Origin of the sequence: Pseudomonas triticicola (genome assembly GCF_019145375.1) — a bacterium.
GTDB classification, from domain to species: domain Bacteria; phylum Pseudomonadota; class Gammaproteobacteria; order Pseudomonadales; family Pseudomonadaceae; genus Aquipseudomonas; species Aquipseudomonas triticicola.
On the sequence record NZ_JAHSTX010000001.1, the window covers coordinates 4,074,292 to 4,089,844 of the forward strand.

The following is a 15,553-nucleotide window of genomic DNA, read 5'->3' on the forward strand; positions in this document are numbered from 1 at the left end:
TCAGACCTTGTAGACGGGCACCGTGTGGCACCAGCGATCCTTGTATTCGCGGTCGGCACGGCCGAACGAATAGCGCAGTGTCTTGCCCAGTGCCTGAGCCTCCGCCCACGCTTGCTGGGTGTTGACGAAACTCAACACGCTGCCGGGACTGAACTCGCGGCTTTGCGGGTCGACACCACCGTTGACGTATTCCAGCGATACCCAGTGCGGCGCTTCGACACGGTACAGAATCTGGATAGCGACAGGCGCCGACTCGAGCACCACTACCGAACCGGTCATGAACTCGCGCAGCATCGTGAAGACTTCGACAAGTCCGGCCTTGCCGGGCACTTCAAAGCCCCAACGGCGCTGAAACAGATCACCATAAGCGGCGGCCTGCTCCTGTGGCGTCAAGTCGGACATCGGAATCAGCGCACCGCCCGCCTCTTCCAACAGGCGCTGTTCGCGGCGCTGGTTGTAACGAAACTTCTTCGAATAATCTTCAGGCAGCCGCGCCAGCGCCAACCCTTCCGGCTGCGGGCGCAGTGTGCTGATCTGCTCGGCGTTGAGTTGCGAAACATATGCCATGCGCTGGCGCACCGGAACCACGACATCCGCAGCAATCGGCAGAATCAGTTCGGCGTTGCCCATGTCCAGCAGGCCGCGCTTGCCTTCGCGCTTGAGCACTTCCTTGGACAGCGCGGCGTGCCTGCCCCAGCAAGCAACAGCCGCGACGACTTCGCCATCGACGATCCAGCCCAGGTAGTGAAGCTTGATGCCGACAAACGCCGACAGCCGCTCCACCACGTCAGGATGAGTTGCAAAACTGCCACCGAATCGCTGCCAGGCCTGTGCGTAGGCGGCCTGATCAATCTCGCTCCAGCCGCGCTCCCGCCAAGCGCGAAACGCCGTCAGCATAGGTCGGTCACATGGGTCGGTTGCGGCTCATCACCTTCTTCAAATTCCTTGGCGTGCAAGCGTGCGTAGTAGCCGTTTTGCGCCAGAAGCTGGGCATGGGTGCCCCGCTCGACGATCTTGCCTTCGTCCATGACCAGAATCAGATCAGCCTTTTCGATCGTACTCAGGCGGTGAGCGATCACCAGCGTCGTGCGGTTCTGCACAACGTGATCAAGAGCCGCCTGAATATGCCGTTCCGATTCGGTATCCAGGGCCGAGGTGGCCTCATCGAGAATCAGCAGCGGCGCATCCTTGAGCAACGCCCGCGCAATGGCGATGCGCTGACGCTGGCCACCGGACAGCAACACACCATTTTCGCCAACCAGGGTTTCATAGCCCTGCGGCATCTTGATGATGAATTCATCGGCGTAGGCTTCGGTAGCCGCGCGCTTGACCTCATCGAACGGTGCGCCCGCCAGGTCGCCGTAAGCGATGTTATTGGTCACCGTGTCATTGAACAGCGTGACCTGCTGGGTCACCAGGGCAATCTGCCGACGCAGGCTGCGCAGGGTCAGGTCCTGCACCTGCACATCATCAAGCAGAATCTGCCCGTGTTCCTGCTCATGCTGGTAGAAGCGCGGAATCAGGCCGGCCAGGGTGGACTTGCCACTGCCGGAACGACCGACCAGTGCGACCATTTGTCCTGGCTCGACGACGAAACTGATGTCGTCGAGCACCTTCTTCTCGCTGTTCGGATAACTGAAGCTGAGGTTGCGCACTTCGAGGCGACCTTGCAGTCGGTCGCGCTCGACCGTGCCGTTATCGACTTCCGCCGGCTCGTCCAGCTGCTCGAAAATACTCTCCGCACCGGCCACACCTTTCTGGATCGTCGAGCTGACTTCCGAGAGCTGGCGAATCGGTTTTGGCAGCAGCCCGGCCATGGTGATGTAGGCCACCAGATCACCGGGCGACGCATCACCGCGAAGGTACAGCACCAGAAACATCACTACCGCCATGGCGCTGTACGTCACCAATTGCAGCATCGGCGTATACACCGCGCCGGTCTTGGTCATCGTCAGTTGCTTGTCGGTGTTGCTCTGACTGGCGTCACGAAAACGCACCTTTTCATAGGTTTCGCCACCAAAGCTGCGCACCACGCGGTAGCCGTGAATCGTCTCGGATGCGACGTGCGTGACGTTACCCATCGACACCTGAATCTTTTTGCTCTGCTTGCGGAATTTCTTGCTGGTGCTGTTCACCATCAGGCCGATCACCGGCAGGATGGCGACCATCACCAGGGTCAGCTTCCAGTTCATCCACAACAGGGTGCAGAACAGGAAAATCACCGTCATACCTTCGCGGATTACCACTTTGATCGCGTCGGTGGCGGCGCCGGTGACCATGGTCACATTGAAGGTGATACGTGAAATCAGGTGGCCGGAGTTGTTCTTGTCGAAATAACTGTTGGGCAGATCCAGCAATTTATTGAACAGCACCACACGCAGGTCATGCACCAGCCCCAGGGAAACACGCGCCAGGAAGTAGTTGCCCAGGTACGAACCGACGCCTTGCCACACGGCAATCAGCACGATCAATAAAGGCACGCTTTCGAGCAACTGCAACTTGCCCAGATAAGGATTTCCGGGAAACAGGCTGGCCTCCGGATTGGCCAGGCCGTCGACGAAATACTTGAGGATGTAGGCGAGCATCGGTTGGGTCGATGCGAAGATGAGGAAGCCGACGATACTCAGGATGAACAGGCCGGCGTAGGGACGCACGTAAGCCAAAAGGCGGAAATAGATCGCCAGCGTTGACTGGGCTTTCGGTTCAGGACTGCTCATGGGAATCCGCGTAAATCAGTGAGGCGGCGATGATATCACACGCCCTTTTGCGCCGATCAACATCACCGGGCGCCAGCCTTTGGCCAAGTCGGTTAAGATAGCCGGCTCACGATGGGGAGTCAGGCATGCAATCGATTGATCACAGCACTTACGAGGCACTGCGCAAGGGTGCTCAGGTACTCGAAGCCGACGGTTCCGGCGACAAGGTGCTCAGGTTGGCCGACGGTCGCATGCTCAAACTGTTTCGCCGCAAACGCTTGCTGAGTTCGGCACTGTTCTTTCCTTACGCCCAGCGCTTCGCCAACAACACCAAAGCGTTGCAGCAGCGCGGCATCCTCTGTCCGAACGTCATCGCGGTTTACCGCATTCCAAGTATTCAGCGCGATGGCGTGTATTACGCACCGCTGGCGGGCGAAACCGTACGGCAATTGCAGGCCTCCCCCGAAGAGACCGAGACGTTGCGCAGTCAGTTGGGGGCATTTATTGCGCAACTGCACGAAAAAGGCGTGTACTTCCGGTCCCTGCACTTCGGCAATGTCGTGCAGACGCCGGAGAATCAGCTCGGATTGATCGACATCGCCGACCTGCGTTGCCAGAGGCGAGCTCTGAGCGACAGCAAGCGCCTGCGCAACTTCGCCCATTTGCTGCGCTACAAACAAGACCGGCAGTGGCTGCTCGGCGACGACGCCGGGAAAACCTTTCTTGAGGGTTATCGCCAGGCGTTGCCGAGCAAGCGACAGGCTGCGCTGATCGAACGCCTGCGCCTGCTGTTGAATTGAGCCTTACTTGCCGATCACCAGAATCGTTGCGCCCTTGCGATTGGCGAAGCGCTCGATGATGCGCATCTTGTGCGCCACCAGCCACTCGCTCAGCCACGGCTCATCACCCTTTCCCTCGATCAGGAAGTAGCGATATTCATCGGCATGCTCCGGCGACATGGCCTGTTCACGCGTGAGCGTCGGCAATACATAACCGCGCCCCGCGTAATAGCTGATGCGGCCGTCTTCGAACCAGGCGCTGGCCTCAGGCTCGACGTGCGCGGACATCCAGCGCCCGGCGGCCACGTAATGGGTCTTGCCTGCGCCAGTCGAAATCACATTCGACAACATCACCAGTAACGCTGCCACGACCAGTACTTTGGTCCAGCGCGGAAACTGCCGGGCAAATGCCGCCAGCGCCATCGCCAGCAGCGGTACGACCAGCAGATTGAGAAAGCTCAGATAACGGGCGTTCATGAATTGCTGCTTGATGAAGAACAGCATAAGCACGATCAGATACAGCAGTGCCGCCAAAGCGAACGGACGATAGTCACGCCAGTAAACACCCAATACCCCCCAGTTGCGACGCAGGACAAAGGGCACAGCGAACGGCCCCATCAGCTTGACGAATGTGATCATCATCGTCGCCAGCAGTCCGAAGAACACGATGCGCCCGGCTTCATCCTGGGAATATTTGTTGATCAGCGAGTTGGCGAACTGTTCGGACAGCATCTGAAACGACGCGTAGACGCTGTGCGGTGCAATCATGTCCAGATACAGGAGGAAGCGCCCGGACATGAAAACCCCGAAGGCCGATGCAACCAGCAGCCCCACCACCGGCAACAGAGCAAACTGCAGCAAACGAGTGCGCTGGCCAGAGCGCCACAGACCCGGCAGTTGCCACAGCCCGAGCGCAGGCAATAACAGCAATGCTTCAAGCCGAAACAGCGCTGCAGCAACAATGGCAAAGTGAATCAGACCGGCTCTGAGCCAACCGCCCAAGACTTGCCAACGCAGCGCCTGCCATAACGCCAGCGTGCAGAAAAACCAGAAACCGCATTCGCGGATGATGTCATTTCGAAAGGCATTGACTGCGGGCATCGCCAGCACAATCAGGCACGCCCAGCCGGCAAGCTCGGGAGAACGTCGACGGATACAATCGACCATCAAAGCACTGGTGCCGGCGAAAAACAGGCCGCACCACAGATAGGCGCTCAACTCCAGCGGCAATAGCAGGAAGCGATGGGTCAGAGCCAGAAGAATGGAAAACCATGGCCAGTCGAAATGCGTCCAGGCCACATCGGCCCCGTGCAAGACCACCTGATGGGCGATATCGATGTACAGCGCAGCATCGCGACCGACCGTTGCGGTACCCCACACAGCGATCAATGAAAGGAGAATGCTTGCCCAGAACGCGACACTGACCGGTCGCTCATTGATTACCCGAGCTACCTTGACCGCCCATTTACTGTCCGTACCTTTCACCCAGCCCCCTCAACATCACGCGCCACAGGTACGCAAAAAAACAGATCGATTCATCGGAACAGCAGGCGCAAGGCTTTGCGCATGTATGACCAGCGCCCGAGGATGCGCCAGTCGGCGCGCAGTGCTTGCATATAGAATGTTTTCGCCAACGCATATTCCCCATGCGAGTAGCAATCTCGAAACAATGACAGGCAACGTTGAGCAAGATACGCCTGGCGCAAGTCGTGAAACTCCTGCGGCATCCGCTGACTGGAAAAAACCTCACCGACCACCTGCTCGGTACCCGATGCCAGGCTCTGGCGCAGATCATGGCGCATGCTGTCGGCGTGCTTGTAAATGAGCGCCAGTGGCTGCTCGACCACTGTGCAGGGGAAGCGCGCCAACACTTGGGCAAACACCGGCAAATCTTCGACGTTGCGCAGATGCTCCGGATAGTTGCCCGGCGCGAATACCTCACGATGCATGGCGCAGGCACCGTTTGAGATCGACACCGTTTTGTCCAGCAAATAGCCCCTGACTCGCTGCCGCACCGTGACTGGCAACGGTTTGACAGCCTGCAGGCTGCGCCTGCCGCCGGAAAAGATCGACCAATGAGCGCCGATGATCATCCGCGTTTCAGGGTGACTGGCGATGTGTCGCGATAACGCTGCCAGAGCCCCGGAAGCCATCTCGTCATCCGCGTCGAGAAAAATTAGAAATCGCCCGGTGGTTTCCTTGATCCCGCGATTGCGAACTGAAGACAGTCCGCCGTTACTTTGGCGTATCGCACGAAAACGCCCGGCATGTTCGGCCAGCAACGCTTGCAACACCTCAGGCGTGGAGTCAGTGGAGCCGTCATCGATAACCAACAGATCCGCAGCTGCCTCGTGCAGCTGCGCCAGCACCGACTCCACCGCACGCGGCAGCGATCTGGCGTAGTTGTATGCCGGGATCACGACACTGATCAGTGTTTCAGTCAAGGCCGTTTCCTTGCACGCCTTCTTTGACGACAAGAATATCTTCCATGATCAGATATTGCAGGTCCGAGCCGAAAAACATGTTCAGCGCGTCGGTCGGCGAGCAGATCATCGGCTCGCCACGCCGGTTGAGCGACGTGTTCAGCGAAACGCCGTTACCAGTGAGGTTTTCCAGCGCTTTCATCATGTCGTAGTAGCGCGGATTGTATTCGCGCTTGAGCACCTGGGCCCGGGAAGTGCCGTCTTCATGAACAACTTCCGGAACGCGGGTTTTCCACTCCTCAGCCACTTCGAACGTAAAGGTCATGAAGGGGGCCGGATGGTCGATCTTGATCATCTGTGGCGCGACGGTGTCGAGCATCGACGGGCAGAAAGGCCTCCAGCGCTCGCGGAACTTGATCTGATGGTTGATGCGGTCGGCGACACCGGCCACGCTCGGGCAACCGATGATCGAACGGCCACCCAACGCGCGCGGACCGAACTCCATGCGCCCTTGGAACCAGGCCACCGGATTACCTTCAACCATGATTTTGGCGATCTGCTCCGGCATGTTGTCGAGCTTGCGCCAGGTCGGCTTGTTCTCGTGACGGGCGCAGGCGGCGATAACGTCTTCGTTGCTGTAGGACGGGCCGAGGTAGACGTGCTCCATCTTCTCGACCGGTACGCCACGGGCGTGCGACACGTAAGCGGCAGCGCCGACTGCGGTGCCGGCATCGCCGGACGCAGGCTGTACGAACAGCTCTTTGATGTCGTCGCGAGCGATGATTTTCTGGTTCAGCTTGACGTTCAACGCACAGCCACCAGCGAAAGCCAGTTTGCCGGTTTCCTTGAGCACGTCGCCCAGGTAGTAGTCGATCATCTGCAACGCCAGCTTCTCGAACAGCGCTTGCATGCTCGCGGCATAGTGGATGTACGGCTCGTCGGCGATATCGCCTTCGCGCTTCGGCCCCAGCCACTCGATCAGCTTCGGCGAGAAGTAGAAGCCTTTGCCCTTTTCTTTATAACGACGCAGGCCGATGACGTTGGCGTAGTCGGTGTTGATCACCAGTTCGCCATTCTCGAACGAGGCCAGACGCGAGAAGTCGTACTTGCTGGCGTCGCCATACGGCGCCATGCCCATGACCTTGAACTCGCCGTCGAGCATCTCGAAACCGAGAAATTCGGTGATCGCACCGTACAAACCACCGAGGGAATCAGGATCGAAGAATTCCTTGATCTTGTGGATCTTGCCGTTTTCGCCATAGCCGAAGAACGTCGTGGCATATTCGCCTTTACCGTCGATACCGAGGATCGCGGTTTTCTCTTTGAAACCCGAGCAGTGATAGGCGCTGGAGGCGTGAGCCAGGTGATGCTCGACTGGCTCGATCTTGATTTTCTTCGGATCGAAGCCCAGTTGCTCGAGGCACCAGACGATCTTGTTGCGGTAGCGCTTGTAGCGACGGTTACCCATCAGGATCGCATCGAGAGCACGATCCGGGGCGTACCAGTAGCGCTTGGCGTAGTGCCAGCGGGCCTTGCCGAACAGGCTGATCGGAGCGAATGGAATCGCCACCACGTCAACGTCGGAAGGTTTGATACCGGCCTGCTCGAGGCAGAATTTCGCCGATTCGTAGGGCATGCGGTTCTTTGCATGTTTATCGCGTACGAAGCGCTCTTCCTCAGCCGCCGCGACCAGCTTGCCGTCGATGTACAAGGCTGCGGAAGGATCATGGCTAAGGGCGCCGGACAGGCCAAGAATCGTCAATGCCACAGGGGTCTAGCCTCTTTAGTCTGCATGCAGGCGCGATGCGCCTTGAAAATTGATGCGCCCTCGCACAGGGCGAGTGGCAGCTAAAGGGCGGGATTATAGCGTAAACATGACGGGAATTACCTTGTGCGAATTGCCACCTGCACGATTGGTCCGAATCAACGGGTTCAACGACTCAATAGCCGTCCCTGCGCCAGTAAATACTCAGATTTGAATCGGTAATCTGCCGATAGACCGTGTAAGGCAGCGAAAGCGTATCGAACATGGCGGACAGCGGAAGATCGAACAACACGAAGGGCGCCAGCATACCCGTAGGATCGGGCGGCGCATTCAAGGTGCAAAAATCGAAGGCCACGCCACTGTAGACGCGCGGAATCGATTGGCAGTAGGTCTTCTTTTTGCGCAAGTCACGGGCAGCATCAGCGTCCCCCTGCAACACGGTTGAGACACTGCCACAGCCTGAGAGAGCCGAAGACAGGACGCCCAGCGCAAGAAATTTTTTCATGCCCAAGATTTGCCCTCCGAGATCGTCAGGCAAACTAGCATCGAGGCTGAGCAGAGCACAGTTCATGGTTTCTGGCGAAGCTGTAGGACATGTCGGTTTTTTTGTCCGCTACTGCTGGCAGGCTCATCCCCAGAGGAAATCGGGTCCGTTGTGGGAAGCGAGCCTGCTGGCCGAGAAATCACCCTGCGGTGGAGACTTCCTTCGGCAACCGCTGATCGATGACCTGATACAAGGCACTGCTTTGCGGCCAGTTGCGCATGAACCGCGCGCGATCGCGGGCATACGCCGGGGCAAAGCTGCCAATAGAGCCGTGCTGACACATCGAGTCGAGGTCGATCAGCGCCCAGCGATCCGCCTGCCAGAACAGGTTGTGCCCCTTGAAATCGCCATGACTGATGCGCTCGGCAATCAATCGGGCAAACAGCTGATCCAACGCACGCAGCTCGGCTTCCGGCGCCTGACCGTTTTCCACGTACGGTGCAAAGCGCTCGATAATGTCTGGCCCCGGCAGGAAATCGGTGACCAGATAGGCACTGCGGCGCAGCCACAAAAAACGCTTTTCCAATACCGCCAGCGGTTTCGGCGTGGAGATGCCGAGGAACGCCAGGCGATTGCCCTCACGCCATGAATGCCAGGCACGGCTCGGGCGCCAGAACCGCTTGAGCCAATGGGCGAAGCCCTTGATGTTGTAGCGCTTGATCACCAGAGTGCGCGCGCCGATCTGAACCTTGCCAACGCTCGCCGCGCCACCGGTCTTGTACAGATGCCCCTGTTCGAGCAGCGCATCGGCCTGCGCCAGCACCGGCAGCATGGCTGATTCTTCTTCGCGGCGAATGGCGCGCAAGGCGAATGCGCCGCGGTGAACAGCAAACAAGGTGCAGTCGCGGCCGACCTTGATCAGATAATCCCTGAGGCGCCAACTCCGGACCTTGTCGATCTGCTTCTGCAAGGCCTCCAGAGGCAGCGCATGCTCGCTGTTGCTCAGCAGGTAATACACCAGCAGTTCTTCGGTGAACGGTTCGAGTGATTTTGGCAACTGGGCGAAAAACACGCCTAGATTTTCCAGCACTTTCTGCCGGGACAAGGGCTGCCCCGGCGTTTGCGCACGAACGCCGGCACCATCGATCAGGTACAACTGACCGCCGTGGCGCAGCAGATTGTCCAGATGCAAGTCTTCCTGCCAGAGCCCCTTGCCGTGCAGGCGACCGATGGCATCCAGCGCTTCGGCCAACACGGCCGTTTGCTCATCGGCCAATGCCGGCAGCGACTCGACATTCGCCCACGCATCACCAAGGCTTTCGGCACCCTCCAGAAACTCAAAGAGCAGCCAGCCACCCTCGCTGTCTTTCAGGCCATCGGCCAACAGCAGCGGCGTGGTCATACCTTGTGCCGCGAGTAGCCGCACACCTTCGAGCTCACGCTGGAAATGTCGGGCGGCCTTGCTGCCGACCAGCAGTTTCGCCAGTACCGGCCGACCGCGCCAGACACCGGCCCCGACATAACGCTGCCCCGGCAAAACGCGCAACAGGCTCAGCAGTTGCAAATCCGCAGTACCGGCCGCATCGGCGAGACTCACGGTCAGCGGCAACGAAGGGGCGCGCCCGGATCGAGCCAGCTCGGACAATTGCATCAACGAGTCTCCTTGTGACTGCGCCGCGCCGTCAGCCGCATCAGCCAGCTGTCGAGCAGCGAGCTGTCGGCCGGCTGTTCGAGATACGCCGCGAGCAATTGCCGCAAGTCGCCCTCGCTCCATTGCGGCGCACGGCGTTGCAATGGCTCCAGATCCTTGACCCGATCACGCATGCCGAATAGCAACGGCCGGGTTTTCTCCAGATCGATCAGTTGCGCCTCATAACCGTCGCCGGTGGCGCGCAGGAAGATATGCTTGGGATAAAAACAGCCATGCACCTGACGCGCGCCGTGCAGCCGCCGCGCCAGCAGACCGCACGCAGTGAGAATGGCCGACTGTTGCGCGGCACTGAGCTGCGTCCAGCGCGCCAGCAGCGAATCCAGGTCGCTCCAGCCATCCAGTGCGCGGGTGAGCAGAATGGCGCGCACTTCCCCGGCAACCTTGCGCTCACCGAAAAACGCCGCCTGCAACGCCGGAATGCCCAGCTTGCGGTAACGGCTGATGTTGCGAAACTCACGGGCAAAACTAGGCTCGCCCAACGGCGCATGCAAGGTCCGCGTCAGGTAATTGCTCTGGCGCTTGAGGTAATAGCCCTGACCTTCAAGATCCAGGCGGAACACGCTGCTCCAGCCGCCACCAGCGGTGTTGGGCTCATCCACAGCTTCAAGCTGTTTGGCCCACAGTGCGTCGAAATTGCCGAGACCGTGGCGCTCCAGCAGAGCGCGGTCCTGTACGGCAAGAAAATCAGTCATTCACGTCCCTCAAAAAATCTCACCACGTGGCGAATCCGTTTCTTGTCGGCGACATCGAGCCGATCACACTGGCGATACTGCTTATAGAAGCGCAGGCGCTGGGTATTGGACAGGTGATATTTGGCCAGCTTATCGAGACAGGCGAGGTCCTTGGTGATCCGGTACTTGAGCCAGAAGCCGCGCCAGAACTCACCGTTCGGGCAATCGATGAGGAAGATGCGCGCCTGATCGTCGATCAGCAGATTGCGCCATTTCAAATCGTTATGCGTAAACCGATGGTCGTGCATGGTCCGGGTGTAGCCAGCCAGTTGCCGGCTGACACCGTCGACCCAGGCGCGATCCTTGAGTTTGGGATCCTTGCGCTCGGCCAGTGCCGAGAGGTCCTCGGTATGGGGCAGTTCACGGGTGATCATCGCACCCCGATCATAAGCCGCACCGCGCCGCTCCAACCCCCAGGCCACCACCTCGGCCGTGGGGATTCCCCACTTGGCGAAGCGCTTGAGATTCTGCCATTCCATTTTTACGCGCGGCTTGCCGAGGTAGCGGCGCAGGCCCTTACCGGCGCCGACGTAACGCTTGACGTAGTAATTGACGCCGTGGCGTTGGACGCGGATGACCTCCGACAGAGGATCACGAGTCAGACGCTCGCCCTGTAACGCAAACACCGCTTCGAGGCTGCCGAAATCTTCGGCGAGGTCGCCGTACTGCGGCTCAAGTGTCCAGCCCGCCATCAGAGCGCATCCCCGTAACGCTGTTTGCGCGCGTAGAGCTTGTCGGCCTTGCCTTGCAGCCAGCTCAGCAGTGGCGCTTCCTCCGCCAGAATCTGCCGCAGCGGTTGCTGGAAATAGCCTTTGAGGAAACGCAGCTTGTCGCGGCGAGTCAGGCCGATGTCCAGCGCGGAGAAGTACAGCGCCGCCAGATCCTTGTTGCGCCAGCGCTGAGTGATTTTCGCGCGGGTCTGGGCACGGTGCAGGTCAATCACCGAGAGTTTGAAATCTTGCGGCGTGACCGGTTTGTCGGTGTGCAGCAGAAAATGGCAGATGTAGCAGTCGCGGTGATTGACCCCGGCGCGGTGCATCATCCCGGTCATCCGCGCCACTTCGGCAATCAATGCGCGCTTGAGTGTTGGCTCCGGCGGCTGCTTGACCCAGTCAATGCTGAAGTCTTCGAGGCTGATGGTCGGCGCCAGTTCTTCGGTGACGATGAACGAATGCTGATCCGCCGGGTTGCTGCCCTTCTCGCCGTAGGCGACGGCGGTCATGGTCGGCACGCCGACTTCCTGCAGACGCTGGATGGCTGTCCATTCCTGACCCGCGCCGAGTACCGGCAGCTTGGCAGTGAGCAGGTTCTTGAAGATCTCGCCCCAGCCGATACCACGGTGAATTTTCACAAAAAACCCGTTGCCGTCGACTTCCGTGCGCAATGTCCGGCGCGCTTCCAGCTCGCGGTACACCTCGCCCTGCAAGCCTTCGACTGCGGCGAACGGGTCGCGTCCGGCCCAAAGGCTTTTGAACGGTTCAGCCAGCATCAACTTCATTAAGCGTGCTCCGCCAGAATCACATCCGCCGCGTGCTGCGGCATGCTGTAGAGGTCGGCCGTCTCGGCGAAGGCCAGACCGTTGCGGCTCCAGGCCGCACGTGCAGCGTCGTTGCTCAACATCTCGGTCAGGTATTGCGTCAGCTGCGCCTGCTCGAACGGCTCGTCGAGCACTCGCCCGGCATCGGCCTCGGCAATGTAATGGGCGTAACCGCAGACCGCGCTGACCAGCACCGGCAAACCGGCCACCAGCGCCTCAAGCAGCACGGTACCGGTGTTTTCGTTGTAGGCCGGGTGAATCAACAGGTCGGCGCCGAGCAGAAAACGCGGGATATCGCTGCGCCCTTTGAGGAAGGTCACATTGTCGCCCAGGCCCAGCGTCGCACTCTGCATCTGGAACAATTTGGGGTCATCCTGGCCGATTACAAATAGCCGGGTGCGTTTGCGCAATTCGGCGGGCAGTGCGGCCAGCGCCTTGAGGCTGCGATCGACACCCTTGGTCTTGAAGCCGGAGCCGATCTGAACCAGCAGCAGCTCGTCGTCCTTGAGATTGAATTCAGCGCGGAAACCAGCGCGGATTTCATCAGCATTCGCCGGACGCCGACGGTCCTGGGCGATGCCCGGCGGCAGCAGATGGAAGCGCTCAAGCGGCGTGTCGTAGTGCTTGATGAACAGTGGTTGCTGCACTTCGGAAATCATCAGCACTTCGGTCTTCGCGTCTCTGGCGAACACCGCGCGCTCGTACTCGGCGAAGTGGCGATAGCGACCCCAGCGGCGATACAGCGAGTTGCGCAGGTTCTGCGCCTTGTCTTCGAAGCAGCCGTCGGCGGCGTAGTAGACGTCCAGGCCCGGCATCTTGTTGAAGCCGATCAAGCGATCAACCGGGCGCTTGGCCAGATCTGCTGCCATCCACGCGCTGAGTTTTTCGTTGCGACGGTGATTGAAGAAGGCCTTGACCGGCGCCACCAGCACTTCGAAACCACGCGGCACGTCGCCTTCCCAGATCAGCGTGTAGACGCGAATCTGATGACCGCGCTTCTGGCATTCGAGGGCGATGCGCATGAAATCGCGCTGCAGGCCGCCGAACGGGAAATATTTGTACAGGACAAATGCCAATTGCATCAGCGCAGCTCCTCAGCCATTAACAACGTGCTCAGTCGGCTGGCGACACGCTCGGGGTTCACACGCGTGAAGCACAAAGGCTGCTCGCGTTTCAGGTCAAACTGACGGGCATCCTGCTCGGTCGGTTGATAGGTACATTTTTTCTGCATGCAGGGCGCACACGGGAAGTCGCTGGCCAGATGAATCTGCAGCTTGCCGTAAGCGCCGGTGAGGCCCGGATTGGTCGGGCCGAACAACGAAATCGTCGGTACATCCAGCGCAGCGGCCAGATGGCCGAGCCCGGTGTCCACCGCCACGCAGGCTTGCGCGCCGGCGAGGACTTTGCCGACGCCGGCCAGATTGAGCTTCGGCAGCACTTCGGCGTGCTTGAAACCGGCGGCAATGCGTTCGGCGCGGGCCTTTTCCTGCGGATTGCCCCACGGCAGCTTCACGCCAACGCCGAGGTAGCCGACCCGCTCGGTCAGCTCGCGCCAGTAGATTTCCGGCCAGTGCTTGGTGTCCCAAGTGGTGCCGTGGAGGAACACCACGTAAGCGTTCCTGCGTGGCAACTCGACCAGTCGCTCGACGTTGAGGCCGTAATCGCCGAGGCCTTTGGGCAAGTCGTAACCCAGAGCGATGGCGAATAACTGGCGTACGCGCTCGACGGCGTGCTGGCCTCGCGCGACAGCGAGTTTGCGATTGTAGAAGCGCGCAGCCATCGGCTCGCGCGCGGAAGTTTTATCGAGGCCGGCCACCGGGGCTTTGACGTAGCGGGTCAGCCAGGCACTTTTCAGCAGGCCTTGAGCGTCGATCACCAGATCGTATTTATTGGCGCGCACGCTTTGCTTGAAGCGTTTCCACTCGCCGCTGGTGAGGGTTTTCCACAAATTCTTGCGCCAGCGGCGGATCGCCACCGGAATCACTTTATCGACCGCCGGGTGCCAGCTCGGAATCTCGGCGAAACCCTCTTCCACCACCCAGTCGAACTTGATTCCGGGAATGGCCCGGGCGGCGTCGGTCAGCGCCGGCAACGCGTGAATCACGTCGCCCAGCGATGAAGTCTTGATCAGCAATACCCGCAAGTTAATGAACCTCGACCACGGAGCCCTGCAACTTCTGCAAGGCATCGTTGACCGCGTCCGGCATCAGCTGACGCAGGCAGTTGTAATGGCCGAACCGGCAAGTGCGATCGAAGCACGGGCTGCATTCGATGCCCAGGCGCACGATCTCGACCTGCTCGGCCAGCGGCGGGGTGAAGCCCGGCGAGGTCGAGCCGTACACCGCGACCAGCGGACGATTCAATGCCGCAGCGACGTGCATCAGGCCGGAGTCATTGGACACAACGGAATCGGCGCAGGACAGCAGGTCAATGGCCTCGGCCAGCGAGGTGCCGCCGCTGAGGTTGACCGATTCTTCACGCAGGCCCGGGATCAGCCGGGCGCGAATGTCTTCGCCGACCGCGTGATCGTTTTTCGAGCCGAACAGCCATACCTGCCAGCCTTCGCGGATGCGCGCTTCGGCGACCTTGGCGTAATGCTCGGACGGCCAGCGCTTGGATTCGCCAAACTCGGCGCCGGGGCACAGGGCCAGGACCGGGCGATCAAGGGTCAGGCCGAATTTGGCCAGTGCCGCTTCGCGGGTCACCGGGTCGATTTGCAGACTCGGGCGCGGGTACGGCTTTGGCAGCTCGGCGTTCGCTTCATAGGCCAGCGCCATGAAACGCTCGATCATCAGCGGGTAGCGTTCTTTGTCGAGAGTGCGCACGTCGTTGAGCAGGCCATAGCGGAACTCGCCGCGCCAGCCAGTGCGTTTCGGGATGCCGGCAAAAAACGGCACCAGTGCCGATTTCAGCGAGTTGGGCAGCAGGATCGCCTGATCGTACTGACCGCGCAGGGATTTGCCGATGCGCCGGCGCGTCGCCAGTTCCAGCGCGCCGTGGCCGAGCGGGAAGCTCAAGGCCTTGCGCACTTCGGGCATGCGCTCGAGGATCGGCCGGCTCCACTCGGGCGCCAGCACGTCGATTGCGCATTGCGGGTGGCGCTGCTTGAGACACTGAAACAGTGTCTGCGCCATCACCATGTCACCGACCCAACTGGGCCCAACGATCAGAATATTCATGTGGTTTCCAAAAACGAACCGGGGAGGCATTTACGCCTCCCCGCCTCGATAATCATTGTGGAAGCGGCGCTGCTGGCGATGGGTCATTTCGTTCAACATGTCTGTCGACTGTCACTCCACTATCGCGAGCAGGCTCACTCCTACAGGTTTTTGCATCTGTTCACATCACTGCGCTCACCGCAGATCACTGTGGGAGCGAGCCTGCTCGCGAAGGGGCCGGCACGTTCAACATTGCTGTTGACTGACAC

At 60.0% G+C, this 15,553-nt stretch carries 14 protein-coding genes; 1 reads left to right on the forward strand and 13 read right to left on the reverse strand.

Going from position 1 to position 15,553, the window contains the following annotated elements; genetic code table 11:
* Together KVG85_RS17990 and msbA are read right to left on the reverse strand one after the other, a co-directional pair.
* Positions 1 to 897, reverse strand: coding sequence for a GNAT family N-acetyltransferase (locus KVG85_RS17990; RefSeq protein WP_217864536.1), 897 nt, complete (start codon positions 895 to 897; stop codon positions 1 to 3).
* Entirely contained in the window at positions 891 to 2,717 is a 1,827-nt protein-coding gene (gene msbA, locus KVG85_RS17995) for a lipid A export permease/ATP-binding protein MsbA (protein ID WP_217864537.1), read from the reverse strand. Before msbA ends, KVG85_RS17990 begins: the two co-directional genes overlap by 7 nt.
* A gap of 125 nt (positions 2,718 to 2,842) precedes the next feature.
* Between msbA and KVG85_RS18000 the strand changes: the two genes are divergently transcribed.
* The gene (locus tag KVG85_RS18000) at positions 2,843 to 3,496 is read left to right on the forward strand and encodes a lipopolysaccharide kinase InaA family protein (RefSeq protein WP_217864538.1); all 654 of its coding nucleotides are present in this window, start codon (positions 2,843 to 2,845) and stop codon (positions 3,494 to 3,496) included.
* Positions 3,497 to 3,499: 3 nt separating this feature from the next.
* Here KVG85_RS18000 and KVG85_RS18005 read toward each other — a convergent pair whose 3' ends face one another.
* The 11 genes from KVG85_RS18005 to waaF form a co-directional block, all read right to left on the reverse strand.
* On the reverse strand, positions 3,500 to 4,960 hold the full coding sequence (locus KVG85_RS18005; protein ID WP_217864539.1) for a hypothetical protein: 1,461 nt from the start codon (positions 4,958 to 4,960) through the stop codon (positions 3,500 to 3,502).
* A 50-nt stretch (positions 4,961 to 5,010) separates the two neighbouring features.
* Positions 5,011 to 5,919: a glycosyltransferase family 2 protein gene (locus tag KVG85_RS18010; RefSeq protein ID WP_217864540.1), complete on the reverse strand. Its 909-nt coding sequence runs from the start codon at positions 5,917 to 5,919 to the stop codon at positions 5,011 to 5,013.
* Positions 5,912 to 7,666 carry a carbamoyltransferase family protein gene (locus KVG85_RS18015; RefSeq protein ID WP_217864541.1) on the reverse strand — a complete coding sequence of 585 codons (1,755 nt, stop codon included), beginning with the start codon at positions 7,664 to 7,666 and terminating at the stop codon, positions 5,912 to 5,914. Before KVG85_RS18015 ends, KVG85_RS18010 begins: the two co-directional genes overlap by 8 nt.
* A gap of 172 nt (positions 7,667 to 7,838) precedes the next feature.
* Complete coding sequence (locus KVG85_RS18020) at positions 7,839 to 8,168, reverse strand: YceK/YidQ family lipoprotein (protein WP_217864542.1); 330 nt, start codon at positions 8,166 to 8,168, stop codon at positions 7,839 to 7,841.
* A 178-nt stretch (positions 8,169 to 8,346) separates the two neighbouring features.
* Entirely contained in the window at positions 8,347 to 9,798 is a 1,452-nt protein-coding gene (locus KVG85_RS18025; RefSeq protein WP_217864543.1) for a lipopolysaccharide kinase InaA family protein, read from the reverse strand.
* Entirely contained in the window at positions 9,798 to 10,550 is a 753-nt protein-coding gene (locus KVG85_RS18030; RefSeq protein ID WP_217864544.1) for a lipopolysaccharide kinase InaA family protein, read from the reverse strand. The genes KVG85_RS18025 and KVG85_RS18030 overlap by 1 nt, the downstream gene beginning before the upstream one ends.
* Entirely contained in the window at positions 10,547 to 11,281 is a 735-nt protein-coding gene (locus KVG85_RS18035) for a lipopolysaccharide kinase InaA family protein (protein WP_217864545.1), read from the reverse strand. The genes KVG85_RS18030 and KVG85_RS18035 overlap by 4 nt, the downstream gene beginning before the upstream one ends.
* Positions 11,281 to 12,087: a lipopolysaccharide core heptose(I) kinase RfaP gene (gene rfaP / locus KVG85_RS18040; protein ID WP_217864546.1), complete on the reverse strand. Its 807-nt coding sequence runs from the start codon at positions 12,085 to 12,087 to the stop codon at positions 11,281 to 11,283. The genes KVG85_RS18035 and rfaP overlap by 1 nt, the downstream gene beginning before the upstream one ends.
* The gene (locus KVG85_RS18045; RefSeq protein WP_217864547.1) at positions 12,087 to 13,208 is read right to left on the reverse strand and encodes a glycosyltransferase family 4 protein; all 1,122 of its coding nucleotides are present in this window, start codon (positions 13,206 to 13,208) and stop codon (positions 12,087 to 12,089) included. Before KVG85_RS18045 ends, rfaP begins: the two co-directional genes overlap by 1 nt.
* On the reverse strand, positions 13,208 to 14,269 hold the full coding sequence (rfaC, locus tag KVG85_RS18050; protein ID WP_217864548.1) for a lipopolysaccharide heptosyltransferase RfaC: 1,062 nt from the start codon (positions 14,267 to 14,269) through the stop codon (positions 13,208 to 13,210). The genes KVG85_RS18045 and rfaC overlap by 1 nt, the downstream gene beginning before the upstream one ends.
* Before the next feature lies 1 nt (position 14,270).
* Positions 14,271 to 15,305, reverse strand: coding sequence for a lipopolysaccharide heptosyltransferase II (gene waaF, locus KVG85_RS18055; protein WP_122881210.1), 1,035 nt, complete (start codon positions 15,303 to 15,305; stop codon positions 14,271 to 14,273).
* Positions 15,306 to 15,553: the final 248 nt, after the last annotated feature.